This window comes from Ruegeria sp., assembly GCF_040830605.1.
Classification (GTDB): Bacteria; Pseudomonadota; Alphaproteobacteria; order Rhodobacterales; family Rhodobacteraceae; genus Ruegeria.
The window spans coordinates 163,561-187,429 of the sequence record NZ_JBFOMD010000008.1 but is presented as its reverse complement, the minus strand read 5'-3'; the positions used below and the strand labels follow the sequence as shown (position 1 = coordinate 187,429).

Below are 23,869 nucleotides of genomic sequence, written 5' to 3'. Positions count from 1 at the left end.
GTCAGCCCCAACCGGGCAGAAAATCGGCCATCACCAGCAGGATGCCGAAGACGGTCCAGGCGATCAGGATCAGCCAGTACAGGACCGGGTCTTCTTCCCGCGTTACGTCCGACAACAGGAACGCGTAGCCCGTGTGGTAACTCTGGACCGTCCAGTAGAGGAACAGGAGCCCCCAGAGGGACTGATAGCCAAGGGCTGTGGTGATCATCAGCGCGGCGAAGGCGATGTAGTTGAGTGCGCGGATCTGCGTCATGAGCGAGCGTCCAACCCTTTCAGCAGGTTACGCGCGAGGGCGTACGCGGTTTGCGTCCAGTCCTGCGGCATGTTCAGCGGCGCCAGAGACGCCACGTTCAGATACAGCGCGATGATGCCATGGGCCGCGGCGTCGACGGCGGGATGGTCGACTTGCGGGTAGTCCCTGCGCAGCACTGCGGTGATCGCGGCCTCGAAGCCCAGCAGGGACTCGCGGCAGGCGGCGCGCAGGTCCGCGTCTTCGGAAGCGCGCGCCGTCAGAGCTGCAAACGCCAGCACCATGTCCGGGGACGACCCGGCGGTGTCGGAAAACAGAAAATCGACCAACGCCGCGCCGGGTTTGTCCTCGGGCAGGGCGGCGATCAGCGCCTCGGTCTGTTCGGCAAAGCTCTGCAGCACATAGTTCTGCAGTGCTGCAATCATCTCTTCGCGATTGCCCAGATGATGCCGGATCAGCGGACGGGTCAGCCCGGCCTCGGCTGCGATCTGGGTCAGAGAGGCGCCCTCCAACCCGAAGCGTGCCACACATCGCACCAGCGCCTGCATGACCTGCGCATAGCGTTCGTCACGGTTTGAAGGACGCCCAACCATGTCAGTTCCGGTATTTCAGCCGCAATGTCGATACAGCCACCTCGCCGATGGTGACTGCCGCATCCTCGAATTTCGATGGCAAGCCGCGGCGTCCCATGGCGGCAAAGGTGGCGCATCCAGTGGCAGCAAGGGCCGCCATTACGGTGAGTTTTAAAGATCGCATCAGGCCACCTTAAGTTGTCATATGTGACAGTATTTAGGTTGGCAGGCATTAATTGTCAATAATGACAGTTTAAGATTTCGACAGCGATCTCTACGCTAAACGGCTGTTGCCGTGACCGACGCATGGCACCGCTCTGCCATTTTTTCGGGATGGAAGGTCAGCCCCTCAAACAATGCCTGTGCCCAGTGCAAAGCCCCGGAGGTCAGCAGGAACACCTCGGGCACGATCACCCATTCTCCGATCCAGGCGCCGCCGGACCTTTCGTGTTCGTGCAGGGTGAACTCTCCGATCTGTTCGGCTTTCTGTCGGCCGAGACGGGACACCGCCTCCATGAACTCGGAGGCCCGCTGATTGCGCTTGTGGTGCATGGAGGATGAGGCGCCCTTGCCGTTGGCATGCGCTTCCGAAACCTCGGCAATGTCGGACGATGACAGCAGATTTACGTTGTGGGCGATTTTGCAGAGCGAGGCGCAGAGGGCACCGAGCGCGGTCACCACATCCGAAATACCGTCGCGGGCGTTCTGCCAGTGCGGATCGACCGCGCCAAGCTCGAGCCGCGCAGCAACCGCGGCTTTGACCCGTTCTCCTGACCCGTTCTCATAACCGCGCAGATCCCCGACCGGGCCGCCGATTTGTACGTTGAGGCCGCGGCTGGCGGCCTGTTCCAACGCCTCAAGGCGCCGCGCCAGTTCAGAGTGCCACACGGCCAGTTTGGTTGCCAATCTCATGGGGACCGCATGCTGACCGTTGGTGCGCCCCAGGACCATGGTCGATGGATGGGCGCGGATATGGCCGTCCAGCAGATCGATCAGCCGGGCGGCGCCGGTCTCAATTTCCGCAAGGCCAAGTTTCATCTGCATGACGATGGCCGTATCCATGATATCCTGTGTGGTCGCCCTGTGATGCACGTGGCACCCGTGCTCTCCCACCAACGCGCGCAGCTGTTTCACCAGTCCCACGATGGGGCGCCCGACCAGATCCATCTCGGCGGCCAGCGCTTCGGTGTCCAGATCGGAGATGCCCACCGTTTCGACGTCTATGGCCGCGCCCGCGGGGATCAGATTCAGATCGGCCTGACAGCGGGCAAGGACCTGTTCGACCTTGAGCCAGGCGGCGATGGTGGCATGCTCGGACCAGATCCTCCGCATTTCGGCGGAAGAGAAGCAGTTGCGATAGATCCGGTAGTCAAGCATCGCCAAGCCCCCCTTCGGCGATCCGGCGTTCTTTCATGATCGACCGGATACGCAAGCCCATGGCGACAAGCCCGAGCAACAGGAAACCGGCGGCGATGGGACGTTCGATGAAGATAAGCGCGCCGCCATCGGACATCAGCAATGCCTGACGGAACGTTTCCTCGGCCCCTTTGGCCAGCACGAACGAGATCACGAAGGCCGCGACGTTGAAGTCGAACTTGCGCATCAGCCAGCCCACGAAACCGGCGACGGTCATGACGGTCACGTCGAACATCGACCCTCGGGCGGAATAAGCGGCGACAAAGGCGGTTATGAAGATCAGCGGGTAGAGCACGTTGACCGGAACCTTCAGGATCAGGCGCGCGACCTGCGTGGCGCCGAAATAGCCGATGATCCCGTAAGCGAAGATCCCCAACATCCCGCAGGCAAAGAGCTGATAGACCAGTTCCTTGTCCGTGAGGAACAGGGTGGGACCGACCTGAATACCGTGGATCAGGAAGACGCCCAGCAGGATGGCCCCGATGGTCGAGCCCGGGATACCGAGGGTCAGAAGCGGCGCCATCGACGGACCGGACACCGCGTTGTTGGCAGCCTCGGGCGCGGCAACGCCCTCTAACGCGCCCTTGCCCCATTGCTCGGCGTTCTTGGCGCGTCGCTTGCCTTCGCCGTAGGAGATGAAGGCCGCGATGGCCGAGCCGAGGCCCGGCAGAACGCCGATCCCGGCCCCGATGAATCCGCCCCGGACGGCGTGTGGGATGCAGGGTTTGTATTCTTCGTAACTCAGGCTGTGCCCGGTGGGATCGCTTTCGTTTTCCCGGACCTCGCCTTTTGCCTTCTTGCGCTCTTCGAGTTGGGCAAAGACCTCGCCCAGCACGAAGACACCGATCATGAGCGGGACCAGGCCGATGCCGTTCGACAGCTCGAATGAGCCGAACGTGTACCGTTCCTCGCTGGAGATCGGGTCGAGGCCGACCATGGCCACGAGGATGCCGAGCAGGGCCGAGATCAGGCCCTTGGTGACCGATTTGCCGATCACCGACCCGATCACCACGAAGGCCGCAAAATAGATGGCGAAGGTCTCGGGCGGGCCGAGCTTGAGCGCGATGGCGGCGATGAAGCCGACGCCGATCACAAGCATGACATCACCCATGAAGTCACCGATGACCGACGAGATCGTGGCGACCTTCATCGCCTTGCCGGCTTTGCCGGCGCGGGCCAGTGGATAGCCATCGATCTGCGTCGCGGCACTTGCCGCCGTTCCGGGTGTGTTGAACAGGATGGCCGCAACGGAGCCGCCATAGCGCCCGGATTTGCCGATCACATAGAGGAACGCCAGCGCAAACAGCGGCGACATGTAGAAGGTGATGGGCAGGAGCATCGCGATGGCCGCAGAGGCGGTGAGGCCGGGCGTGGCGCCGACGATCATGCCGACGGCAGCCGCCAGAACGATGGCGAACAAAAGCGTCGGATCGGTGATGACCGACAGAAGGGCGGGAAAGATCTCCATTGGGTTTACCCCCGGAACCAGTCGAGCAGGTCGAACACCTCGCCATAGGGCGGGAAGACGCCGAGCAGCTCGAAGAAGATGATGTGGAAGATGAGCGGGCAGGCGATCATGGATACGGCCAGCCCGATCCAGTTGCGGACGCCGAAGATGTAGAGGACCACGGGTGCAACGATGGCCGTGGGCAGGACATAGCCAAACCAGCGGAAGGATTGCTGATAGATCAGCGCAACCGCGAACAGGATCAGGATATCCAGCGCGCCGGTGTCACGCTCTTGGGCGATGTCGGGGCCTGTCTGCGTGGCGCGGAGCCCGCTGAGCAGTACCAGGCCGGACAGCACCAGCAGGGCAACCGAGGCCGCGAAGGGCACGATCCCGGCCCAGGTGTCGCCGGGGCTTGCGGCAGGTACTTGCCAGGCGCCCCAGATCGCGATCAGAGACAATAGCGCGAGTACAATTCCTTCGACCATATCCCGCATGGAATCCTCCTTCGGAAATACTTGAGATGAGAGGGTTGGGCCGGCGCTGATGCCGGCCCAACCATCACCCGGCTCAGTTGTTCAGGGTCTCAACCAACGGAGCGGCATCCGCTTTCATCGCTGCCAGTGCGGCCTTGGCGTCGGCCCCACTTGCATAGACCGGGCCGGTGCCGCGTTCGGCCAGAAGCTCTGCAAATTCGGGCTTGGCGGCAATCTCGGCCAGTGCGGTTTCCATGGTGGAAATGACCTCGGCCGGTGTGCCCTTGGGCGCGAACACGATCACGGGGGACGACACGGCGGCGAATGGAACGCCCAGTTCGCCGAAGGAGGGAACATCGGACATGATGGTGTCCCGGTCGGCGCTGTTGACGGCCAGGGCACGCAGTTGCTCTTCGAAGCCGCGAAGCTGCTGCACTCCGAGGAAGCCGAAATCGGCCTGCTCACCGATCAGGGCCGCACGGGTCGGGCCACCCCCCTTGAATGGGACATCCTGCGCCTCGATCCCGTTATTGGCCAGGAAGCCGAGACCGCCCACATGGTGGAAACCACCGCGACCGGAATGGGCCCAACGCAGTGAACCGGGGTCGGCCTTTGCCGCGTCGATGACATCCTGCACGGTCTGATAGGGGCTGCCCGTCGGCACCATCAGCGAGGTGCGCAGCTGACCGACCTGTGCGACGAAATCAAAGCTGTCCAGCGCGTCGATCTTCGTGTCCCGCGTCATGGTCGAGAGCAGGAAAGATCCGCCCGAGGTCATCATCATCGTGTAACCGTCAGGCCGGGCCCCGACCACCGCATTGGCGCCGTTGAGCCCACCCGAGCCGGGCTTGTTCACGACGACGACGGGAACGTCCAACACGCCTTCTGCAGCGGCAGAGATGGCACGCGCATAGGCGTCGGTACCGCCCCCGGCCTTGTAGGGAACGACCAGGTTGATGGGGCGTTTTGGCCAGCCAGCCGCGTGGCCGGCGGTGGCGGTCGCGACCAGCGCGGCTGCCGCTGTAACAGCACCAAGGAATGCTCTGCGTTTCATTTGGGCTCCTCCAAAAATAGTGACGCAGCCTTTCTAGCAGGCGCTTTCATTGTGATTTCTGCAAATATAGCATCTAATGCTGCAAATTGATAAAGAGTCGAGATCATGAACATCAAAGCGCTCCGGGCCTTCCGCTACGCCTTTTCCGAAGGGTCGGTTGCCGCCGCCTCTGAGGTCATGCATTTAAGCCAACCTGCCATCAGCAGATTGATCAGCGGTCTTGAGGCAGAGCTGAAGCTCAAGCTGTTTGACCGGAGCGGGCGCAGCCTGTCGCCCACCACCGAAGGGATCGCGTTCTACCGGGACGCAGGCCGTATCCTCGACAATCTCGACGAGATTCCCCGCATTGCGGGGGAAATCCGGGCGGGCCGGACCGAAAGCCTGAGGATCGTGACGATGCCCAGGGTCGCCCAGTTTTTGTCCGCGCCTGCCGTGGCGCAGTTCAGTCAGGACTATCCCGATGTCAACGTGACCCTTGATGTGCGGGCGCGTCGCGAGGCTGGAAAATGGCTGGCTGGGCAGGAATACGATATTGGCATCGCGGCCCTGCCGGTCAGCCATCCGGATATTCGGACAACACCGCTGGTCCGGGTCCGGGCATTGGCCATTGTGCCGAAAGATCATCCATTGGCGGATGCGGATAAAGTAACCGCCGATCAGCTTGCCAACGATACCGTCATTCGTCTGATGCACGGGCTGCTGCTGCGCGATCAGCTGGATGACACATTCAATTCGGCAGGCGTGACGCCGCGCAAAACGCACGAAGTGTCCGCATCGCAACTGGCTTGCGCTCTGGTCGCGGAAGGTGCGGGGATCACGATTGCGGATGAGATGGTTGCGCACCTATTTCGGGACCGGGTTTCTGCGGTTCCAATCGAGCCCGAGAGATGGATGACCTTTGGTTTGTTGTTGCCGAAGTCGCAAAAGCCCAACGAGGTGGCAGACCGGTTCAGGGAAATTCTCGCCTTGCATGTCGAGCGCGTGTGCTCGTCAAGCGAAACCATGCACAGCCTGATGCCAAGGCTACCTGGTTGATCCGGCCTCGGTTAGCGGGCGCTCGGGCGGGGAAACTGGCCGCGCTTTATTGACTCATGCTGCACTGGCACAATAGGAGGGGCCGGGCCGGTTGCATGGGGTGACCGGCGCCGATTTTCCCGATGGAGACTGACATGTCTGAACTGCGTGAAACCGCCCTTGCGTCAAAGGCCTGGCCGTTTGAAGAGGCGCGGCGGGTGCTCAAACGCTATCAGAAATCTCCGCCGGAAAAGGGCTATGTGCTGTTTCAGACCGGCTATGGCCCCTCGGGCCTGCCACATATCGGCACATTCGGCGAGGTGGCGCGGACCTCGATGGTGCGTCATGCGTTCGAGCAGCTGAGCGACATTCCGACCAAGCTGATCTGTTTTTCGGACGACATGGACGGGTTCCGCAAGGTGCCCAGCAATGTGCCGATGCAGGAGGAGCTGCAACAGGACCTGCATCTGCCGCTGACCAAGGTGCGCGATCCGTTCGGGACGCATGAGGGCTTTGCCCAGCACAACAATGCGCGGCTTTGTGAATTCCTCGACAGTTTCGGGTTCGAGTATGAGTTCGCCTCGGCGACTGAGTATTACGCCTCGGGCCGGTTCGATGAGATGCTGCTGACCGCGCTCGCGCGGTTCGACAAGATCCAGGAGATCATGTTGCCGACGCTGGGACCGGAGCGGCGCGAGACCTATTCATGCTTCCTGCCTGTTTCGCCCAAGACCGGGCATGTGCTGCAGGTGCCGACGCTGGAGCGCAATGTCGAGAAGGGCACCATCGTCTATCAGGAGCCGGATGGCGAGAAGGTCGAGATCCCGGTCACCGGTGGCAACGTCAAGATGCAGTGGAAGCCGGACTGGGCGATGCGCTGGGCGGCTCTGGGCGTGGATTACGAGATGTCGGGCAAGGACCTGATCGACTCGGTCACGCAGTCGTCCAAGATCTGCCGGGCGCTGGGCAAGCAGCCGCCTGAAAGCTTGAGCTATGAGTTGTTCAATGACGAGTTGGGACAGAAGATTTCCAAGTCGAAAGGCAATGGCCTGTCGATGGAGGAGTGGCTGACCTATGCCGCGCCGGAAAGCCTGTCCTACTTCATGTATCAGAAGCCGAAGACGGCCAAGCGGCTGTATTTCGACGTGATCCCGAAGGCGGTGGACGAGTATCACCAGCAGCTGCGCGGCTATCCGGGGCAGGAGCTGAAGGCGCAGCTCAATAATCCGGTCTGGCACATCCATGGCGGCGAGGTGCCCGAGAGCAATCTGGTGGTGCCGTTTGCGATGCTGCTGAACCTGGCCTCGGTTTCCGGGGCAGAGGACAAGGATGCTCTGTGGGGCTTTATCCGCCGCTATGCGCCGGAGGCGAGTGCCGAGACGCATCCCGATCTGGATCAGGCTGCGGGATTTGCGGTGCGGTACTTCAACGATTTCGTGAAACCCACCCGCCAGTTCCGCGCGCCGACCGATCAGGAGCGCGAGGCGCTGGAGGCGCTGAAGGCCGAGTTGCAGGCCTATGACGGGCCGCTCGAGGACGAGGCGCTGCAATCGGTGGTCTATTCCGTCGGGCGTGAGCGGTTCGATCCAATGCGGGCGTGGTTCACGGCGCTTTACGAGGTGCTGCTGGGGGCCAGTCAGGGGCCGCGCTTTGGCGGGTTCATCGCGCTTTATGGCGTGCCCGAGACCATTGCTTTGATCGACAAGGGGCTGGCGGGCGAGTTGGCCTGATTTGACGCCGATCCGCATGGGGCTACCTGACGCCGAGGAGGGAGCCCCATGCGTCATTTGTTTCTTGCCGTGTTTCTGAGCCTTGGTCTGGCGGTGTCCGCGCAGGCCCAGAGCGATGAAATCGAGGCCAATATCCGGGCCCAGATCGAGGCGTTCAAGGCGGATGATTTCGCCACCGCCTTTACCTTTGCCAGCCCGAGCATCCGCGATATTTTCCGCACGCCCGACAATTTTGGGGCGATGGTGCGCAATGGCTATCCGATGGTCTGGCGGCCTGCCGAGGTGGAGTTTCTGGAACTGCGCGAAATCTCCGGCGCGCTGTGGCAGAAGGTGAGGATCACGGATGCGAAAGGCGCGGTTCACGTGCTGGATTACCAGATGATTAATCTGGAAAGCGGCTGGAAAATCAACGGTGTGCAGATACTGGAGGCGCCGGGCGTCGCGGCCTGAGGCAACGCCACCGTGACGGTGCCGTGAGGCGGGCTTAATCCCCTTCCCGTACCCAAGGGCCCGCGTTCGGGTGCGACCCGGACCCGGGAACGGATGCGTCTTGACAGGTGGTCTGCGGCGCGATTGGGAAAGGGATTTGGATGAACAAGGCAATCACCGACGGCATCGTATTCACGCCGCCTGCGTTCAAGAACGGTTTGTCTGTCTGGTCGAGCGGTGACGGCACCGCCGGGTCGGACACCTATGCGGGGTCGGGCATCGCGGCTTATGTGCCGGCGGATGCGGATTTCGGCGGCTGTCTGGAGCTGCAGAAGATCAGCTCGACCCAGAAGCTGCGCTATATGGGGCAGACGCCGCTGCTGCCGGGGTGCTATCTGCAGATCAAAGCGCGGGTCAAGGCGGTCAGCGGGCCGCTGCCGAGCGTGCGCATTGCCGGATGGGCTGGGGGCGCGGGCGATGTGCATGTGGCGGGCCTGACCGAGCAGGGACCGGCGGTTGCACTGACCAATTACGGCGAGGTTTTCGAGGTGACGGCGATTGTCGGCACCGGGCACCGGAACGGTGTGGACATGCCTTGGGGCGCGGCGGCGATCTATGGGCATTTCGGTCTGAACCTGGAGGGGCCGAACGGCTCGGTCGTGCGGATCGACGATATCGAGATCGTCGATGCGACCGGCGTGTTCCTGCGCGACATGATCGGCGTGGTGGATGTGCGCGATTACGGCGCGCGCGGTGACGGGGTGACCGACGACTCGGCGGCGTTCGAGGCTGCCGATCAGGCCGCCGAGGGCCGCAAGGTGCTGGTCCCGGCGGGGACGTATCTGCTGGCCGAGACGGTCAGCATGAGTTCCGAGATCGAGTTCGAGGGCACGGTGACGATGCCCGATGACAAGATGCTGCTGCTGACCAAGAACTACGACCTGCCGACATATATCTCGGCATTCGGTGACGAAGCGCTGGCCTTTCGCAAGGCGTTTCAGGCGCTGTTGAACAACTCGGACCATGAATCGCTGGATCTGGGCGGGCGCAAGGTGGCCGTGACCGGGCCTATCGACATGCAGGCCGCAGTGCCGAACAAGACTGGCTATTCCACCCGCCGGGTGATCCGCAACGGGCAGTTCGATGTGCTGAGCAGCACCGCCTGGGACACGCAGACCTATACCTCGCAGGCGACCTACAGCCCCAGCGATGCGCTCAAGCTTACGAACGTGGCCAATATCGCCAATATCCCCGTGGGTGCGCTGGTGCAGGGCGCCGGCGTGGGGCGCGAGGTCTATGTGCGCTCAAAGAACGTGGGCGCCGGTGAGATCACGCTGAGTTCGCAGCTTTTCGATGCGGCGGGGACGCAGACCTTTACCTTCCGAGATTTCAAGTATCTGTTGGATTTCAAGGGGTTCAACGGGCTGTCGAAATTCGGCATGGAGGATATCGAGTTCCAGTGCAACAGCCGGTGCAGCGCCATCCGGCTGGCGCCGTCGGGGGCGACGTTTGTTCTGAAGAACTGCTTTATCAGCCGTCCCAAGGATCGCGGTATCAGCTCCATTGGAACCGGGTGTCAGGGGATGCTGATCGACGGCTGCCAGTTCCTGTCCGCCGAGGATGCCGAGACGGTTCCGAACCGCAGCTCGATTGCGCTGAACGCCAATGCCAACGACATCAAGCTGCGCCATAACCGGGCGACCAGGTTCCGGCATTTCGCGGTGCTGAGCGGGACCAACAACATGGTTCTGGGCAATCACTTCTTCCAGGGTGACAGCGTGGCCAATGGCACCCGCACCGGTGGGTTGGTTCTGACCAGTGACTTCATCGCGTCGACCGTGGCCGAGAACTATGTCGACAATTGTTTCATCGAATGGACCAACGAGCATGACGCCTCGCCCGATTTCGTGACCGGATTCTCGTTCAGCGCGCTGAGCATTACCGACAACATCTTCATGTCGGGTGATGTGGCGCCGTGGTTCAGCTATATCGTGGTGCGGCCCTACGGGACCGGGCATTTCCTGAACGGGCTGAGCGTGACCGGCAACAAGTTCCGTTCGACCGATGGCAAGATCGACCGGGCCGAGCGGGTGGATACGACCCATGCCGGTCTCGACTATGGCCGGTTTGTCAACGTGGTGTACGAAGCCAATACCTATCACAACGTGACCACCCATGCGGTTAGCCCGCTGCGCCTGAAATTCACGCAGAATTCTGCGGCGAAGACCTGGACCATCGGTTCCGGCAACCGGCTGCCGTTCTGGGGCCGGGCGCGGGGCTGCGACAGCGTGGTGGCGGTGGCGCCCTTGCTGACCGGCGCCAACGCGGTGCGTTACCAGGCCCCTTATGTGCAATTGCAGCAGGGCACCAACAAGGATCAGATCCGCCTGAACTGGTCCGAGGCGTTGAAGGGCGAAGTGTCGGTGATCATGCGGGTCGATGGTTAACGGAAAGGGGCGGGCCGTGTATCGGCCTGCCCGACCGCTCAGAAATCGCGCCACAGGGCGACCTTGAGGCCGGGTTGGGATTTCAGGGCGTTTTGTTCGATGCCGAGTACCCAGGTGCTTTTGAGCAGTTTCGGGCGGTAGATGAGCGATGGCGTGACGCTCCAGTAGAACGGTTTGCCGGGGATATAGGTTGTCTCGACCTGCAGAAGCGGGTCGAGAAGCCTGCCGGAGGACAAGCCGGTTGTCAGGTCCAGTTTGCGGATCAAGGGCTGGTCGGTGCGATACTCCAGGGCCGTATCGACCGCGATCCAGCCGTTTCCCCAGCCGGTGTTCAGACCTTTGCCATAGGACAGCGTCGCCTTGTACATCGGCGCCCATGTCGTTTGCCAGTGATAGGCGCCGGCGCCCAGTTCGGCGGCAAAACGGCCGGCCTTGCCGAAATCGTGAATCGGCAGGCGTGCAAACAGCAGGGCGTGGCCGCTGAGCCCCTGATGCTCGTTCACGTCGAGCCCGAGCGTAACCCGTTCGAAGGCGCCCCATTCCAGATAGAGCGAGGATTTGTACTCGTAGGCGTATTTCTCCAGCCGGTGGACTGTGGTGGTCGCGGCGACAAAGCCGGTACCCTTTTCGCGCAGCCAGGCCCCGGCACAAGCCGGTCCCGTGGCCATCAAGGCCAGGATTATGGCGAGCAAAGTACGGCGCATGGGTCCCCTTTGCAGGCAACCATGCGTCAACCTTGGTTAATGGATGGTTAGCCGCCGCACCCAGTGCGTGCGGCAATTGGCCGGAAATCCCGGAAGTGGCTGGATTGACGCAGAAAATCTCGAGCAATCCGAAAAAGCTGTGTTAGGCTGAAGGCGAGACAAGGGAGGAAACCCATGCCGAAGATTTCCAAGGACGCAACCGTTCAGACCGTCATCACCACGTTCGAGATGACCCCCGGCACCTGTCAGGATCTGCTTGAGGCGCTGACCGATGCCTATGCCAATTTCATCTCGAAACAGCCCGGTTTCATCGCCGCCGGTCTGCACGTGAACGACGCGCAGACCCGGATCGCCAACTATTCGCAATGGCAGCGGCGCGAGGATTTTCTGGCGATGCTGCGCACCGGTGAGATGCGCGACCGCAACCGCAAGATCAATGAGCTGTGCAAGAGCTTTGAGCCGGTCATGTATGACGTGGCCGAAACCTTTGGGTAGAACGGCGGCAGGCATATCTGAAGCGACGGCGCCGCTTTGTCCTTTCGCGGTGTCGCGCAAACCGAAAACCGGCGCCCATTTTTCGGATTGCGCATCAAAGCTGATTTGAATCAAGGCTGAACGGGTTGGGATCGTACAGGCTGACTGCATCTGAAAAGGAGGCGTGAGTCATGTATCACAACATCCTTGTCCCGATCTCTTTCGATGAGGAGCGGGATATTTCCGGCCCGATGAAGCTGGCCCAGCGTCTGGCGACCCAAGACGCGCAGATCACGCTTATGCATGTGGTCGAACACATTCCAGACTATGCGATTTCCTACATGCCGGTCGAATACCTGAGCGAGGCGCGCAAGGCCATCAAGGAGGAGCTTGACGGCCTGGCGGCCAAGCTGCCCAACGCCAAGGCCGAGGTGATCGAGGGGCATTCGGGCCGGTCGATCCTCGACTGGGCCGAGAACAACAAGCCCGACCTGATCATTCTGGCCTCGCACCGGCCGGGCATGCAGGACCTGTTTCTGGGCTCGACGGCCACACATGTGGTGCGCCACGCGCAATGCGCGGTGCTTGTGGTGCGGTAGACCCCGTTGCGGGTGACCGGACCCAGCGAGGGACCGGCCGCACCGTCAGGGATCAGTGCACACAGCAGAACGAGCCGTGGTCGGCATCCTGCATCAGCTGGTCGAAATCGCTGCCTTTCATCTCGATCAGCGTCTTGTGGTCCCCGGCCTCGAACCAGATCTTGTCGAGCCCCGACAGGCTGTCATCGATGATCGTCGGCACGTCATAGGCCGCGCCCACCGGCGGGGCCGCGCCCAGATCGCAATCGTCGAAGACCTCTTCGACATCCGCCTCGGGCGCCAGGCCGATGCGGCGGGACAGGAGCGCCTGCAGGGTCGTCAGGTCGACCTGGTGGTTCGAGGGGACAACGGCAAGCATCGGCCCTTCTTCCATGTGGATCAGAACGGATTTGGCCAGATGGTCGCCGGGCACATGGGCCGCCTCGGCGCACTCGCTGGCGGTGGCGGCATAGGGGTGGCGGACCATGTCGAACGGCAGGCCCTGAGCTTCGAGGTGGTGTTTCAGACGCGCGGCAATGGTCATGGTGTCCTCCGTAGAGCCATTGGCGACCCGGTCCGCGCGGGTGGCGCAACCCGGGCGCCATAAGTGGATGTGAGAGGGATAGTGTGCGCCCGTTGCCCGAGTCGGGCAAGCCCGGCTCAGTGTAGAAGGTCAGATGATTTTGACCTTCACCTTATGAACTGACCTAAAGTGCCAAGATGCGCTTGCGGAAAGTGTCAGCAAGGAGCCCAAAGGGACGGAGGCCAGAACGCATGTTGGCATTGGCTCACAAGCAATGGAGGTCCCCATGTCCGACAACGCTTTTCTGGGCTCCGGTCTTTCGCCGCGGATCGGGACGCTCAGACCTTACACGGAGAGTGCTATCAGATCGAGCAATCGGTGAATTGATCGCACAACGCGCTTCACCCCGGCCTTGAGCGGCGCTAGTCTCGGATCCGAGCAACGCTGAAAGGAGCCGCCCCATGTCCCTCTTCTCAAAACTCTTCGGCGGCGGCGAAAAGTCGGATCCAGAGCCGGTTGCGTACAAAGGGTTCGACATCTTCCCCGACCTGATGGCCGAGGGCGGCAAGTACCGCCTGTCGGCCCGTATCGAAAAGACCGTCGACGGAGATCGCAAGACCTATGCGGTGATCCGGGCGGATGTCTTTGACAGCCGGGATCAGGCCGAAAGCTTCAGCATCGCTAAGGCGAAGCAGGTGATCGACGAGCAGGGCGAACGCATTTTCGATTCAGGAAACCGGTAGCTTGAAGCCCGCAGCGGATGCCGGGAATGTGGGTCGCACGCGCAGCATCACTGAGCCAAGGTAGATGACGGCTTTGGGCCGCTGTTGATCCAGGCGAGATGTGGCGGGCCTCTCGATGCTGCGCTAGCTCCGATGGCAGCAGAGAGCCCATAGCGACGAATGCTGCGGCTGGCAAGAATGGCCGCTTTTCTCAGTGTCGGCGAAGTGGTGTCGAACCTGGATTTCAGACTTTCACATTGTCCAGACCTTCGCCTCCCGCAGGTAGTCAGGTACTTCGTCCTTTCGTGCGGCTGGGTGATTTTTCAACACCATTCGCAAAGTGTGCACTGCGTCAAAGGCCTTGCTGATTAGCTCGCGCTGATCCGCGACGTACTTCTGGTCAAACTCATTGTCTTCCAGCTTGTGCGCTGGTTTTTGGCGCACTTTCCGGACCGCACGGAAATTGGCAAACATCTCCTTCATCGGCTTCGCATCGGCAGGCCGGAACTTCGCGCGTACCCACTCCTCCAAGAGCTGGATTGTACCTTTGGCTGTGTGACACGTTTCCCATCCTCATCGGTTAGGTAACGGTTTTGCTCGACATCTCCTTTGAAAAACTCACGGTTCAAATCGTCACTCAATAGTTGATCGAGCAGCAACGCAAAGTCTCGAAACTCCTTTTTTGTCGGTCTGAGTAGAACTCCAAAACCGTTCGGACGCTTGAGATCGTCAAACTCAGATCGAAACAACGGCGGTCTACCCATTTGCGCACAAAATCGATTTATCTGGAGCTTCTCTTGCAGGAAAGCGTCGTAGATCGACATTTTCTCGGGGAAGTCTCCGATGATCTGGGTGCGAATGAAATCCGGATGGAGTTTGTACGATCCGCTTAGCTCGTGTTTTTCCATTTCGAGTTGCAGAGCTTCTGGCAGATCATGCAAATACCGAATGAAGGCTGCAATGGCGCGGTGCATGTTGTCATCGTATGCGAAGCCAAATTCAAAGAACTCGAGCCGGTCAAGAACAACCGCTCGGTCCGCAACTTGCGTACCATCTTTTTGCAGTATCCGCCCGTGAATATCATCAACGTCAAAATGGAAGCGCGGATCGTTACGATACCATTCGAGCGCCCTCAAATCGAAGGCGCGATAACTCAACTGAGGAGCACCTTCCTTAAGCGCTCTGGTATACGGTGCGGCTTCACTGGCCCCTGCATCATGTTCGGCAAGTAGCTGCGGTGTGGGATACAGGCAACCAGCGAGACCAGCTTCATCAATTTTCTTAAGTTGAACGTCGATCGGTTCTGCCTGGAATGCCTTGATATGTGGGTTTGGGTGCCCATCACCGCGAACAAGGTCCAACCGGTCGTCCGCGATCAATTCTGTGATCAGTTCCGCGTCCCTAACTTGCGTCAACTGCTCCACGCCCACACCATTAAAGTCACCGGACTGCAGGCAGGTTTCCAGAACTCTGTCGAGGATTATTGCTTTTCGGGTTTTTGCCAAGTTGCACCTAATAAAACGATTTCTTTGGTTCTGACCGGGAGTTGCTCATGTTTACTGCCGGCAGAAGAGTCAATCAATTCATCTTGCTCGGAAACCGGTCGTTGATGCGTGGGCGGCCAACGGTAGCTCCGTCGCGCATAGCCGTCCTCGGGTCAAAATTGCTTGACGCTTGGGCTAGGTTTGCCTGACTCGCTTCAGAAAACCTGTGCTGCGAGTCAAAGCTTAGCGATGTTCCACACTCAGAGGTCTTTGGGCGTCAGCAGGAATGCCTTGCCGAAACCGCCATTGAGCAGGCCATCGGTGACCATGAAGGTCACAAAGCGGAAATCGGCGAAATCCGCGTAGAGTTTCACCTTGGGGCGCAGGCTCAGGTAGCGGTCGCGCAGGGTTGTGTGTTCGGGTGTGTTGCGCTCGATCAGGCGGGCGGAGCAGTGCAGCGTCAGGCGCGGGTGGGTGAGCGGGTCGCCCTTGGGGCCGGGCTCACCGATCAGAAGGGCGCAGGCCGGATTGTCGGTGAGTGCCTGGGTGTGCGGGGCAAGGTCCGAGATCAGCGAGACGGGGCGGCCCTTTGCATCCGTGGCCAGTGCGATGCGGGTGACCGAGGGCAGCGTGGTGCCCGGGCGCAGCACGGCCAGTGCGGCGTGCGTGGCATCCCTCACCAACTCGCGGGCGAGGGAGCGGGCGGCGTCATCGGCGGGCTGGAACGGGTCGGGTTTTGCCATGGTCCCGTTTTGGCACGGGCGCCCTGGTTCCTCCAGCCGAATATCGCCGTTCCGGATCAGGCGATGCGGACCATCAGCATCATGGCCAAGAGGGCACAGACGATGCCCAATGCTTCGCGCGCGTGGAGCTTTTCGTCGAAGAACCAGACCCCGAGCCCGCAGAGCGCCAGCAGCGAGAACATCGAAAACGCCACCCCCGCCTGCGCCAGCGTGGCGTGACGCATGCAGACCAGCCAGAGAAAGGCCGATGCGGCATAGATGAGGCTGCCTCCGACCATGTGGCGGGAGGTCAGCGGCAGATCGCCATCGGCTTCAATTTTGATGAGGTAGTCGCCGCCCAGAACGAAGAGAGCCGTCAGCATGGCGAGACCGTAACCGAGAAAAAGATGAAGCATGAACGCGCTCCGGTTAATCGTAAATTATTGAAATATATGGCCCGAATGGGGTGGGCCGGCGAAAATAATGGCCCATTATCCAGGCTTTGGGGGCGATGTGTCAAATTCGGGCGCCGTCGGGGGTGGGTTTTGGGGGCGCATTCTGATGGTTGCGGGTGGTCATGGCTTCGCCACAATGGCCCCATAGGTTGCGCCCATGAGCGACCAGAACGCATCCAGCGACGCGAAGATTCCGAACCGCCGCGTCTCACGGCGGCAGCGCCGTGCCGAGGCCTTGCGGGCGCGGGCTCTGTCGCCTGCGCGGATCATCCTGTCCGTGCTGGTGGGGTTCCCGCTGATGACCGCCAGTGTCGCGCTGGGCGTCTATCTGCGCACCAGCCCCTATGAACCCGCAGAGGCGGTGCTGCATCTGATCGCACGCGCCGGGTGCGATGCGGCGGAGTCGGTCGGGATGGCCCCGGCCTATCAGGGATGGCCGGGATATCACGCGCGCAACGATGTGGACGGGGACGGGGTGGCGTGTGAGCCGCAGCGGCAGGCCGAGCAGGTGGCTGTGCAGCCGCAGAATGCGAGCCCGGCACAGGCGCCCGAACCACGGCAGCGGACCCTTGGCCGGGCAAAGTTCGTGAGGCCTTGAACGGGGCAGGTGTAGGATGGGGTTTTACCCGATCATTCGGTCCCCTGATTGCCCGGTCGTGTCTTGTTCAAAGATGGGGTGACACCCATCCCAGACTGCTGACAATCCCCACGAATCGGGAGGCGCAGGGAAACTGTCCCGCAAGCCGGTTGAATGCGTGTGACAAGGGCCGCGCCCGATCCTGGGTGGGCGCTTGCGAAACGCCGGAACAGAGCTGACCGCTCAAAACATGCGACCTCGGCAGAGATTCACCCGATGTCGTAAATGCGCCCTCCCGGGGGGAGGGTCGGGCGCGGCCCGGGTTGACGCCCGTGCCAAACGGATGGGGCACAGTATTTTGGAACGGTGTCCCGGGTTTTGAGGCCGGTTACTTGAGCCGGAGGGTTTAACTCGCTGCGATGGGGTGAAACCCCATCCTACTGGGACGGTGTCAGCTCCAGCCGCATGAAGGCGCTGTTGGGGTCGGGTTCGTATCCGTGGATCGGGCCGCAATAGCTGTATCCCAGCGCCTCATAGAGTTTGCGGGCCGCGTCATAGTTCGGCAGATGATCGGCTCCGGTTTCCAGAACCAGGGCCGGGATGCCCTCGGCGCGCGCCTGATCGGCCAGGTGCTGCATCATCCACCGCGCCAGCCCGCGTCCGCGCGCAGCGGACAGGATATGCACCGATTTCACCTCTGCCGTGCCGTCCGGCAGCGCCTTGAGCGCGCCGCAGCCCAGCGGGGTCGCACCGTCATAGAGCGCCCAGAACCGGATGCCGGGTTCGCGCAGAGCGGCGATGTCCATCGTGTGATTGCTTTCGTCCGGCCCGGCCTGCTGGCTGTGAGCCAGATGCGCGGTCAGGATCGGGCGGAGATCGTCTGCGCCCGGATCGGTCTCGCGTATCTCGATCATGCGAGGGGGCCGTTCAGTGGGTCCAGGGGCCACGCCGGTCGGTGGCGAAGTTTTCGCCGTAGCCACGCGGGCGCAGGTTGGGTTTGCGCTTGTGCGGCTCGCACAACTCCGCCTCGATCCCGTGCGCCTCGGCGTAATCCAGCGCCTCTTCCTTGGTGTCGAACTTCAGGCGCACCTGGGTCTGGGTGTCGGAGGAAGAGGTCCAGCCCATCAGCGGATCGACCTCGCGCGTCGAGGCGGGGGCGTAATCCAGCACCCATTTGCGGGTCTTGGCCATCCCCGAGGTCATCGCATTTCTGGCAGGCTGGTAAATCCGTGCGCGCATGTCGCCTCTCCGTACTCACTTGGCTGGGCTCGTTTATGCGTCAGAGCGGGGGCGGGGACAAGATCGCAATTGTCACGGGTCGGCAAACTGTCCGCCGCTGGCTGGCGGGCCTCCCTGATGTCAGAAACTGTCATGAGGGGCTTTTATGTTTCAAGGCGACCCAAGACAAGGACAATAAGATGATTCACCACGAAAGAAGCCGCGACATCGATGCCCGGCCAGAGGCCGTGTGGGCCGTTCTAAGCCGGTTCATGCATATCGACGAATTTGCCCCTCAGGTAAAATCCGTGGACGCCTTGACCAATGGCGAGGACGGGGTCGGCTCGAAGCGGCGTTGCCATTTCGAGAATGGGACCTCTCTGGTTGAAGAAGTCACCAACTGGCAGGTCAACCGGGGCTACAGCGTTGAGCTGTTCGATATGGCAGCGATGCCGTTGCACGAAGCCCGTGCGGCGATCGCCATCGAACCGCTGGCAAATGACAATTCCCGCGTGATCTGGTCGATGGACTATCGCATGAAATTTGGTCCGCTTGGCTGGCTGATGGGGCAAACGCTCATGAAGGCGATGATGGGCCGTATCCTGGATGCCAACCTGGAAGGGCTGGCCCATCGGGTGAATTCAGGGGGGCAGCCTGCGTGATGTCCGGTTGTTCGGATTCAATGCCAGATCAGGTCTTGCAGTTGGACAAAATAAGAACAAATGTAAGGGCCTGATCCGGAGCCTGCCCATGCCTTATGCCCATTCCGACAAGACCCAGTTGACTGCCGACGACGTGCGGGCGCGCCTTAAGCTTGAGGGTGGCAGGCGGTTCGTGATGCACACGGAATTCAACCCGGCAGGCGATCAGCCCACGGCGATTACCGAGTTGACCGAAGGGGTGCAGGACGGCGAGCGCGATCAGGTGCTGCTGGGCGCGACCGGAACCGGCAAGACCTTCACCATGGCCAAGGTGATCGAAGAAACCCAGCGTCCCGCGATCATTCTGGCGCCGAACAAGACGCTGGCGGCCCAGCTTTACGGCGAGTTCAAGGGCTTCTTCCCCGAAAACTCGGTCGAGTATTTCGTCTCCTACTACGACTACTACCAGCCCGAGGCCTATGTGCCGCGCAGCGACACCTATATCGAGAAGGAATCGCAGATCAACGAACAGATCGACCGGATGCGCCACTCGGCCACCCGCGCGCTGCTGGAACGCGATGACGTGATCATCGTGGCCTCGGTGTCCTGCATTTACGGTATTGGGTCGGTCGAGACCTACGGGGCGATGACGCAGGATCTGAAGGTCGGCAAGGACTATGACCAGCGGCAGGTGATGGCCGATCTGGTCGCCCAGCAATACCGCCGAAACGATCAGGCTTTTCAGCGCGGGTCCTTCCGGGTGCGTGGTGATTCACTGGAGATCTGGCCCGCCCACCTTGAGGACCGGGCGTGGAAGCTGTCGTTCTTCGGTGAGGAGCTGGAGCAGATCACCGAATTCGATCCGCTGACCGGCGAAAAGGCCGACACGATGGACCACATCCGGGTCTACGCCAATTCGCATTACGTGACGCCGAAACCGACGATGCAGCAGGCGATCATCGGCATCAAGAAAGAACTGCGGGTGCGGCTCGACCAACTGGTGGGCGAAGGCAAACTGCTGGAAGCGCAACGTTTGGAGCAGCGCACCAATTTCGATCTGGAGATGCTGGAGGCCACGGGCGTCTGCAACGGGATCGAGAACTACTCGCGCTATCTGACGGGCCGCGCGCCGGGCGAGCCGCCGCCGACGCTCTTTGAGTTCATCCCCGATCACGCCATCGTCTTTGCCGATGAAAGCCACGTGAGCGTGCCGCAGATCGGCGGCATGTACCGGGGCGACTATCGGCGCAAGTTCACCCTGGCCGAACATGGGTTCCGCCTACCGTCCTGCATGGACAACCGGCCTTTGAAGTTCGAGGAATGGGATGCAATGCGCCCGCAATCCGTCTTCGTCTCGGCCACGCCTGCCGCGTGGGAGATCGAACAAACCGGCGGCGTCTTCACCGAACAGGTGATCCGCCCCACCGGCCTCTTGGACCCCGAGGTCGAGATTCGCCCCGTGTCTATGCAGGTGGACGACCTGCTGGACGAGGTGCGCAAGGTCGCCGCCAACGGCTTCCGTACGCTGGTCACCACGCTCACCAAACGCATGGCCGAGGACCTGACCGAGTACCTGCACGAACAGGGAATAAAAGTCCGCTACATGCACTCGGATATCGACACGCTGGAACGCATCGAAATCCTACGTGACCTGCGGTTGGGCGCCTTCGACGTGCTGGTCGGTATCAACCTGCTGCGCGAGGGGCTCGACATCCCCGAATGCGGGCTGGTCGCCATTCTTGACGCCGATAAAGAGGGCTTCCTGCGCTCGGAAACCTCGCTGATCCAAACCATCGGCCGGGCCGCGCGGAATGCCGACGGGCGGGTGATCATGTATGCCGACAAGATCACCGGCAGCATGGAGCGTGCCTTGAACGAAACCAACCGACGGCGGGCGAAACAGCTCGCCTATAACGAGGAACACGGCATCACGCCGGAGACGGTGAAGAAGAATGTCGAGGACGTTCTGGCCGGTCTCTACGAAGGCGACGTGGACATGAACCGCGTCACCGCCACCATCGACAAACCGATGCACGGCGCGAATTTGGAGGCCCATCTGGAGGGCCTGCGCGACCAGATGCGCAAAGCCGCCGAGAACCTGGAGTTCGAAGAGGCTGCAAACATCCGGGACGAGATCAAACGTCTGGAAGCGGTCGACCTCGCCGTCGCCGACGACCCCATGGCGCGGCAATGGGCGGTCGAGAAAGCCTCGGAAGACGCCGTGAAGTCTCGGGGGCGGTCTACGGCTGGCAGGCCGGGACAGCGGGGTGGGAATGTGAAGCGGCGGAAGCGGTAGCTATGTTCATCTTGTTGATGCTGCTGGTTGGCGGTATATTTTCCTTTGTTTTGAACGGGATGATACTGTGGTTCTGGGGCTCTATTGCTGCCGGAAGGCGTGAGGCAACGGTCGGCAAAAGCCTGTTGATGTTCGTGTCTTTGTCTACCGTGGTGACGGTTCTTGGCCTGGGATCATTCACGGCCGATGGAGCTCCGTTTCTGACGGCTTGGATCTGGCCTGCCGTCTTGATGTATTCGATACCGGGAGTTCTGGCAGCCAGACTGTTTGTGCTTGTGATCGCGATGCTGCTCGTGTTCGGGGCGACGTCTTTCTTGTACGTGAAATTCCCAGGGCGTGTTCGTGTCGTAACTCTGGCTTTGGAGGCCATTGCGGCTGTCATTGTGCCGGTAACATTGCAGAACATGCAAACTCAGAGGCAAATGAGGAAGGCCGCCGAGGGCGCGGGGCTGAAGGTCGTCGCTTCGGCGTCGTTGTTTCGTTCGATACGCCGAAGGTCGGCCGCATACATGCCCCCGCATGGAATTGCGTGCGATGCGGAGGATTGGCCTCATCTTTGGAGCTACAAGCAAAGAGACTGGATCGCACTTCCTACCGACACGCGTTTTGGCGGCGATACTCCGGAACGGGTAAAGGGGCTTTGCAATTAGCAAGCGTAGGATGGGTGCGCGTCCCCATCTCTTTCGGCTTCACACAGCGAAGGGGAACTCATCCCATCAACCCACTGTTAACCTTGTTACGTCAACAATACCGAAATGCGCAACCGTAACTCTCCTCTCTCGCCCGATGTCTGGCTCAACGATTTTTTTGCCTGCAAGGCTGTGCAGCAGGGTGGCGTGATCCGACGCAAGGCCCGTGATGTGGAGCGGTTTGCCAGGATGGAGCGCTTTATGGCTGAAATTCACAGGCGTGGATATCGGGCCGCCGAGAATTCCGGCCAGATCGTAGTCTTCTGCAACCGTGCCCCGGTGCGCTGGCTGACGTGACCGGGGTGGCGCTTTCTTGAAAAGAAAGCGAACCGAAATCTTCAAAAGACTTCGAGTTATGGGTTTCATCGAGCGAGTAGGATTGATTCCCAACCCATCGCTCTCGGGACATCCTACACTCCCGACTAGGCGCGCTTCTTCTTGGTCGTTCCTGCCACGATCAGTTCGTAAGACGTCGCGATATGGTCGGGCAGGTCGGTGGCGCTTATGCCACGCTCTTCGTAGGCATGGAGCCATTTCTCGCCCAATGACGCCAGATCGGTGGTTTAGACAGAAGAGGCATCGGGCGCAGTCACGCCAATTCTGGGGCATCAGGGGGCAAGGCACAGGGGTCATGTACTGAGCCAAAACGGGCTTCACCGCGGCCCGGCCATCTTGATCCCAATCAATACGCCTGTGCGCGAAAACGACCATGCTGTCGTGTATGACACAGCCAAACCCCACCGGTCTCGACGCGTATAAGCCAGCGCAGATCGCTGAGTTGGTCGAGTCCGCAGGCGTTGCCAAGGCGCATCTGTCAGTCAGCCAGACGCTGACGCTGGCCATTCTCGCGGGCGTCTTCATCGGGTTTGGCGGCGCGGCTTATACCATGGTTATGACGGGTGTCGATCCGGGGTTCGGGCCGGCCCGGTTTCTGGGTGGCGTGGTGTTTTCGTTGGGTCTGATCCTGGTGGTTGTGGGCGGCGCCGAACTGTTTACAGGCAACGCGTTGATGACCATCGCGGCGGTGGATCGAAAGATCTCGATGCAGGCCCTGTTGCGGAATTGGGGCCTCGTTTACCTGGGCAACCTGATCGGGGCCGTAGCGCTGGCGCTGGCTTTTGCCGTGACCGGATTACTGGACGGACCGATGGGAACCACGGCAACGACCATTGCAGACGCGAAGGCCGGGCTTTCGGCAGCGCAGGCTTTCGCGCGCGGCATCCTGTGCAACGCGCTGGTGTGCCTTGCCGTCTGGCTCAGCTTTGCCGCGAGGTCGGTCATGGGGAAGGTTCTGGCGGTGCTCTGGCCCATTTCTGGCTTTGTGCTGCTTGGGCTCGAACATTCGATTGCCAACATGTACCTGCTGCCGCAGGGTGTCTTGTCCGGAGCCGAAGTCGGCTGGGTGCCTGCGTGCCGGAACCTGTTCTGGGTCACACTGGGCAACATTGCCGGCGGCGCGGGTGGTGTCGCGCTGGCTTATCGTTTTGCCTATCTTCGCAAGGTCGCTTCGTGACAAGCGTAGGATGAGTTTTTAATCCATAACTTCGGGGATGGGTCAGAGCATGATGGGTTGAAAACCCATCCTACAAGCCCAACTCTGCCCGCTTTTTCTTGGTCATCCCGGCCACGACCAGATCATAAGACGTCAAGATATGCTCGCGCAGGGAAGTGTCGGACATGCCGCGTTCCTCGTAGACCTGCAGCCATTTCATGCCCCGCGACGCCAGATAGGGGGCGGGGCGGATGCCGGGCTCACCCTGAAGCACCTCGAAGGCCAGATCGGTGGCTTTGAAGGTGAAGGCATCGTTGCCTTCGTTCCAGCCGCAGAGGGCGAATACCTTGCCGCCCACTTTCCACACATCCGCATTGCGCCATTGCACCACGTGCGAGGTGGCCTTGAGGCCGGAGCAGAATGTGTTGAATTCATCCCGTGTCATGGCCGCCCTTCCAG

Annotated in this window: 29 protein-coding genes; 13 read left to right on the top strand and 16 right to left on the bottom strand. The window is 61.1% G+C overall.

The genetic code is table 11. The annotated features are described in order from the left end of the window. Position 1: 1 nt before the first annotated feature. The 7 genes from AB3N21_RS12340 to AB3N21_RS12310 all read right to left on the bottom strand — a co-directional run bounded on the left by AB3N21_RS12340 (position 2) and on the right by AB3N21_RS12310 (position 5,215). The gene (locus AB3N21_RS12340) at positions 2–253 is read right to left on the bottom strand and encodes a hypothetical protein (protein WP_367935502.1); all 252 of its coding nucleotides are present in this window, start codon (positions 251–253) and stop codon (positions 2–4) included. Beyond that, positions 250–843, bottom strand: coding sequence for a TetR/AcrR family transcriptional regulator (locus AB3N21_RS12335; RefSeq protein WP_367935501.1), 594 nt, complete (start codon positions 841–843; stop codon positions 250–252). Before AB3N21_RS12335 ends, AB3N21_RS12340 begins: the two co-directional genes overlap by 4 nt. 1 nt (position 844) lies before the next feature. Next, on the bottom strand, positions 845–1,006 hold the full coding sequence (locus AB3N21_RS12330) for a hypothetical protein (protein WP_367935500.1): 162 nt from the start codon (positions 1,004–1,006) through the stop codon (positions 845–847). A gap of 95 nt (positions 1,007–1,101) precedes the next feature. Beyond that, positions 1,102–2,199 (bottom strand): lyase family protein, encoded by a 1,098-nt coding sequence (locus AB3N21_RS12325; protein ID WP_367935499.1) that lies wholly within the window; start codon positions 2,197–2,199, stop codon positions 1,102–1,104. Beyond that, positions 2,192–3,706, bottom strand: coding sequence for a tripartite tricarboxylate transporter permease (locus tag AB3N21_RS12320; protein WP_367935498.1), 1,515 nt, complete (start codon positions 3,704–3,706; stop codon positions 2,192–2,194). The genes AB3N21_RS12325 and AB3N21_RS12320 overlap by 8 nt, the downstream gene beginning before the upstream one ends. 5 nt (positions 3,707–3,711) lie before the next feature. Next, positions 3,712–4,182 (bottom strand): tripartite tricarboxylate transporter TctB family protein, encoded by a 471-nt coding sequence (locus tag AB3N21_RS12315; protein WP_367935497.1) that lies wholly within the window; start codon positions 4,180–4,182, stop codon positions 3,712–3,714. Positions 4,183–4,255: 73 nt separating this feature from the next. Further along, positions 4,256–5,215, bottom strand: coding sequence for a tripartite tricarboxylate transporter substrate binding protein (locus AB3N21_RS12310; protein WP_367935496.1), 960 nt, complete (start codon positions 5,213–5,215; stop codon positions 4,256–4,258). 105 nt (positions 5,216–5,320) lie between these two features. On the opposite strand from AB3N21_RS12310, the gene AB3N21_RS12305 reads away from it, so the two are divergent. From AB3N21_RS12305 to AB3N21_RS12290, 4 genes are all read left to right on the top strand, one after another. Then, complete coding sequence (locus tag AB3N21_RS12305) at positions 5,321–6,250, top strand: LysR family transcriptional regulator (protein ID WP_367935495.1); 930 nt, start codon at positions 5,321–5,323, stop codon at positions 6,248–6,250. A gap of 134 nt (positions 6,251–6,384) precedes the next feature. Further along, positions 6,385–7,959, top strand: a complete 1,575-nt coding sequence (locus tag AB3N21_RS12300) for a lysine--tRNA ligase (protein WP_367935494.1) — start codon at positions 6,385–6,387, stop codon at positions 7,957–7,959. Between the two features lie 48 nt (positions 7,960–8,007). Further along, positions 8,008–8,409, top strand: coding sequence for a DUF4864 domain-containing protein (locus AB3N21_RS12295; protein ID WP_367935493.1), 402 nt, complete (start codon positions 8,008–8,010; stop codon positions 8,407–8,409). A 140-nt stretch (positions 8,410–8,549) separates the two neighbouring features. After that, on the top strand, positions 8,550–10,835 hold the full coding sequence (locus AB3N21_RS12290; protein WP_367935492.1) for a glycosyl hydrolase family 28-related protein: 2,286 nt from the start codon (positions 8,550–8,552) through the stop codon (positions 10,833–10,835). 38 nt (positions 10,836–10,873) lie between these two features. Here the strand turns inward: AB3N21_RS12290 and AB3N21_RS12285 are convergent, their stop codons facing one another. Then, complete coding sequence (locus AB3N21_RS12285) at positions 10,874–11,539, bottom strand: hypothetical protein (RefSeq protein WP_367935491.1); 666 nt, start codon at positions 11,537–11,539, stop codon at positions 10,874–10,876. Positions 11,540–11,713: 174 nt separating this feature from the next. Between AB3N21_RS12285 and AB3N21_RS12280 the strand changes: the two genes are divergently transcribed. Both AB3N21_RS12280 and AB3N21_RS12275 read left to right on the top strand, forming a co-directional pair. After that, positions 11,714–12,034 carry an antibiotic biosynthesis monooxygenase gene (locus AB3N21_RS12280; RefSeq protein WP_367935490.1) on the top strand — a complete coding sequence of 107 codons (321 nt, stop codon included), beginning with the start codon at positions 11,714–11,716 and terminating at the stop codon, positions 12,032–12,034. Between the two features lie 170 nt (positions 12,035–12,204). Continuing rightward, positions 12,205–12,612, top strand: coding sequence for a universal stress protein (locus tag AB3N21_RS12275; RefSeq protein ID WP_367935489.1), 408 nt, complete (start codon positions 12,205–12,207; stop codon positions 12,610–12,612). A gap of 52 nt (positions 12,613–12,664) precedes the next feature. On the opposite strand, the gene AB3N21_RS12270 is transcribed toward AB3N21_RS12275, so the two are convergent. Continuing rightward, entirely contained in the window at positions 12,665–13,135 is a 471-nt protein-coding gene (locus AB3N21_RS12270) for an aminoacyl-tRNA deacylase (protein ID WP_367935488.1), read from the bottom strand. A 440-nt stretch (positions 13,136–13,575) separates the two neighbouring features. Here AB3N21_RS12270 and AB3N21_RS12265 point away from each other — a divergent pair, with 440 nt between their 5' ends. Beyond that, entirely contained in the window at positions 13,576–13,857 is a 282-nt protein-coding gene (locus AB3N21_RS12265; RefSeq protein ID WP_367935487.1) for an HlyU family transcriptional regulator, read from the top strand. A gap of 231 nt (positions 13,858–14,088) precedes the next feature. Here the strand turns inward: AB3N21_RS12265 and AB3N21_RS12260 are convergent, their stop codons facing one another. The 4 genes from AB3N21_RS12260 to AB3N21_RS12245 form a co-directional block, all read right to left on the bottom strand. Continuing rightward, positions 14,089–14,319: a hypothetical protein gene (locus tag AB3N21_RS12260; protein ID WP_367935486.1), complete on the bottom strand. Its 231-nt coding sequence runs from the start codon at positions 14,317–14,319 to the stop codon at positions 14,089–14,091. Further along, positions 14,316–15,341: a hypothetical protein gene (locus AB3N21_RS12255; RefSeq protein WP_367935485.1), complete on the bottom strand. Its 1,026-nt coding sequence runs from the start codon at positions 15,339–15,341 to the stop codon at positions 14,316–14,318. Before AB3N21_RS12255 ends, AB3N21_RS12260 begins: the two co-directional genes overlap by 4 nt. A gap of 239 nt (positions 15,342–15,580) precedes the next feature. Next, complete coding sequence (locus tag AB3N21_RS12250) at positions 15,581–16,063, bottom strand: HugZ family protein (RefSeq protein WP_367935484.1); 483 nt, start codon at positions 16,061–16,063, stop codon at positions 15,581–15,583. 56 nt (positions 16,064–16,119) lie between these two features. After that, a complete protein-coding gene (locus AB3N21_RS12245) occupies positions 16,120–16,458 on the bottom strand; it encodes a hypothetical protein (protein ID WP_367935483.1) in 339 nt (112 codons plus the stop codon). A gap of 196 nt (positions 16,459–16,654) precedes the next feature. Here AB3N21_RS12245 and AB3N21_RS12240 point away from each other — a divergent pair, with 196 nt between their 5' ends. Next, the gene (locus AB3N21_RS12240) at positions 16,655–17,095 is read left to right on the top strand and encodes an excalibur calcium-binding domain-containing protein (RefSeq protein WP_367935482.1); all 441 of its coding nucleotides are present in this window, start codon (positions 16,655–16,657) and stop codon (positions 17,093–17,095) included. A gap of 416 nt (positions 17,096–17,511) precedes the next feature. On the opposite strand, the gene AB3N21_RS12235 is transcribed toward AB3N21_RS12240, so the two are convergent. Together AB3N21_RS12235 and AB3N21_RS12230 are read right to left on the bottom strand one after the other, a co-directional pair. Continuing rightward, on the bottom strand, positions 17,512–17,988 hold the full coding sequence (locus AB3N21_RS12235; protein WP_367935481.1) for a GNAT family N-acetyltransferase: 477 nt from the start codon (positions 17,986–17,988) through the stop codon (positions 17,512–17,514). Positions 17,989–18,001: 13 nt separating this feature from the next. After that, a complete protein-coding gene (locus tag AB3N21_RS12230; RefSeq protein WP_367935480.1) occupies positions 18,002–18,313 on the bottom strand; it encodes an ETC complex I subunit in 312 nt (103 codons plus the stop codon). A gap of 35 nt (positions 18,314–18,348) precedes the next feature. Between AB3N21_RS12230 and AB3N21_RS12225 the strand changes: the two genes are divergently transcribed. The 5 genes from AB3N21_RS12225 to AB3N21_RS12205 all read left to right on the top strand — a co-directional run bounded on the left by AB3N21_RS12225 (position 18,349) and on the right by AB3N21_RS12205 (position 23,431). Beyond that, positions 18,349–18,954: an SRPBCC family protein gene (locus AB3N21_RS12225; RefSeq protein WP_367935479.1), complete on the top strand. Its 606-nt coding sequence runs from the start codon at positions 18,349–18,351 to the stop codon at positions 18,952–18,954. Positions 18,955–19,042: 88 nt separating this feature from the next. After that, positions 19,043–21,229 (top strand): excinuclease ABC subunit UvrB, encoded by a 2,187-nt coding sequence (gene uvrB, locus AB3N21_RS12220; protein ID WP_367935478.1) that lies wholly within the window; start codon positions 19,043–19,045, stop codon positions 21,227–21,229. 2 nt (positions 21,230–21,231) lie between these two features. Then, positions 21,232–21,879 carry a hypothetical protein gene (locus tag AB3N21_RS12215; protein WP_367935477.1) on the top strand — a complete coding sequence of 216 codons (648 nt, stop codon included), beginning with the start codon at positions 21,232–21,234 and terminating at the stop codon, positions 21,877–21,879. 105 nt (positions 21,880–21,984) lie between these two features. Continuing rightward, positions 21,985–22,215 (top strand): aspartate aminotransferase, encoded by a 231-nt coding sequence (locus AB3N21_RS12210; RefSeq protein WP_367935476.1) that lies wholly within the window; start codon positions 21,985–21,987, stop codon positions 22,213–22,215. Between the two features lie 424 nt (positions 22,216–22,639). Further along, positions 22,640–23,431, top strand: a complete 792-nt coding sequence (locus AB3N21_RS12205) for a formate/nitrite transporter family protein (RefSeq protein ID WP_367935475.1) — start codon at positions 22,640–22,642, stop codon at positions 23,429–23,431. A gap of 70 nt (positions 23,432–23,501) precedes the next feature. Here the strand turns inward: AB3N21_RS12205 and AB3N21_RS12200 are convergent, their stop codons facing one another. Continuing rightward, a complete protein-coding gene (locus AB3N21_RS12200; RefSeq protein ID WP_367935474.1) occupies positions 23,502–23,855 on the bottom strand; it encodes an MmcQ/YjbR family DNA-binding protein in 354 nt (117 codons plus the stop codon). Positions 23,856–23,869: the final 14 nt, after the last annotated feature.

Bases quoted from the DNA above. Each gene is read 5' to 3' on its own strand.
- AB3N21_RS12340 (WP_367935502.1), bottom strand. From the start codon at position 253: ATGACGCAGATCCGCGCACTCAACTACATCGCCTTCGCCGCGCTGATG.
- AB3N21_RS12335 (WP_367935501.1), bottom strand. From the start codon at position 843: ATGGTTGGGCGTCCTTCAAACCGTGACGAACGCTATGCGCAGGTCATG.
- AB3N21_RS12330 (WP_367935500.1), bottom strand. From the start codon at position 1,006: ATGCGATCTTTAAAACTCACCGTAATGGCGGCCCTTGCTGCCACTGGA.
- AB3N21_RS12325 (WP_367935499.1), bottom strand. From the start codon at position 2,199: ATGCTTGACTACCGGATCTATCGCAACTGCTTCTCTTCCGCCGAAATG.
- AB3N21_RS12320 (WP_367935498.1), bottom strand. From the start codon at position 3,706: ATGGAGATCTTTCCCGCCCTTCTGTCGGTCATCACCGATCCGACGCTT.
- AB3N21_RS12315 (WP_367935497.1), bottom strand. From the start codon at position 4,182: ATGCGGGATATGGTCGAAGGAATTGTACTCGCGCTATTGTCTCTGATC.
- AB3N21_RS12310 (WP_367935496.1), bottom strand. From the start codon at position 5,215: ATGAAACGCAGAGCATTCCTTGGTGCTGTTACAGCGGCAGCCGCGCTG.
- AB3N21_RS12305 (WP_367935495.1), top strand. From the start codon at position 5,321: ATGAACATCAAAGCGCTCCGGGCCTTCCGCTACGCCTTTTCCGAAGGG.
- AB3N21_RS12300 (WP_367935494.1), top strand. From the start codon at position 6,385: ATGTCTGAACTGCGTGAAACCGCCCTTGCGTCAAAGGCCTGGCCGTTT.
- AB3N21_RS12295 (WP_367935493.1), top strand. From the start codon at position 8,008: ATGCGTCATTTGTTTCTTGCCGTGTTTCTGAGCCTTGGTCTGGCGGTG.
- AB3N21_RS12290 (WP_367935492.1), top strand. From the start codon at position 8,550: ATGAACAAGGCAATCACCGACGGCATCGTATTCACGCCGCCTGCGTTC.
- AB3N21_RS12285 (WP_367935491.1), bottom strand. From the start codon at position 11,539: ATGCGCCGTACTTTGCTCGCCATAATCCTGGCCTTGATGGCCACGGGA.
- AB3N21_RS12280 (WP_367935490.1), top strand. From the start codon at position 11,714: ATGCCGAAGATTTCCAAGGACGCAACCGTTCAGACCGTCATCACCACG.
- AB3N21_RS12275 (WP_367935489.1), top strand. From the start codon at position 12,205: ATGTATCACAACATCCTTGTCCCGATCTCTTTCGATGAGGAGCGGGAT.
- AB3N21_RS12270 (WP_367935488.1), bottom strand. From the start codon at position 13,135: ATGACCATTGCCGCGCGTCTGAAACACCACCTCGAAGCTCAGGGCCTG.
- AB3N21_RS12265 (WP_367935487.1), top strand. From the start codon at position 13,576: ATGTCCCTCTTCTCAAAACTCTTCGGCGGCGGCGAAAAGTCGGATCCA.
- AB3N21_RS12260 (WP_367935486.1), bottom strand. From the start codon at position 14,319: ATGAAGGAGATGTTTGCCAATTTCCGTGCGGTCCGGAAAGTGCGCCAA.
- AB3N21_RS12250 (WP_367935484.1), bottom strand. From the start codon at position 16,063: ATGGCAAAACCCGACCCGTTCCAGCCCGCCGATGACGCCGCCCGCTCC.
- AB3N21_RS12245 (WP_367935483.1), bottom strand. From the start codon at position 16,458: ATGCTTCATCTTTTTCTCGGTTACGGTCTCGCCATGCTGACGGCTCTC.
- AB3N21_RS12240 (WP_367935482.1), top strand. From the start codon at position 16,655: ATGAGCGACCAGAACGCATCCAGCGACGCGAAGATTCCGAACCGCCGC.
- AB3N21_RS12235 (WP_367935481.1), bottom strand. From the start codon at position 17,988: ATGATCGAGATACGCGAGACCGATCCGGGCGCAGACGATCTCCGCCCG.
- AB3N21_RS12230 (WP_367935480.1), bottom strand. From the start codon at position 18,313: ATGCGCGCACGGATTTACCAGCCTGCCAGAAATGCGATGACCTCGGGG.
- AB3N21_RS12225 (WP_367935479.1), top strand. From the start codon at position 18,349: ATGCGTCAGAGCGGGGGCGGGGACAAGATCGCAATTGTCACGGGTCGG.
- uvrB (WP_367935478.1), top strand. From the start codon at position 19,043: ATGCCTTATGCCCATTCCGACAAGACCCAGTTGACTGCCGACGACGTG.
- AB3N21_RS12215 (WP_367935477.1), top strand. From the start codon at position 21,232: ATGTTCATCTTGTTGATGCTGCTGGTTGGCGGTATATTTTCCTTTGTT.
- AB3N21_RS12210 (WP_367935476.1), top strand. From the start codon at position 21,985: ATGCGCAACCGTAACTCTCCTCTCTCGCCCGATGTCTGGCTCAACGAT.
- AB3N21_RS12205 (WP_367935475.1), top strand. From the start codon at position 22,640: ATGACACAGCCAAACCCCACCGGTCTCGACGCGTATAAGCCAGCGCAG.
- AB3N21_RS12200 (WP_367935474.1), bottom strand. From the start codon at position 23,855: ATGACACGGGATGAATTCAACACATTCTGCTCCGGCCTCAAGGCCACC.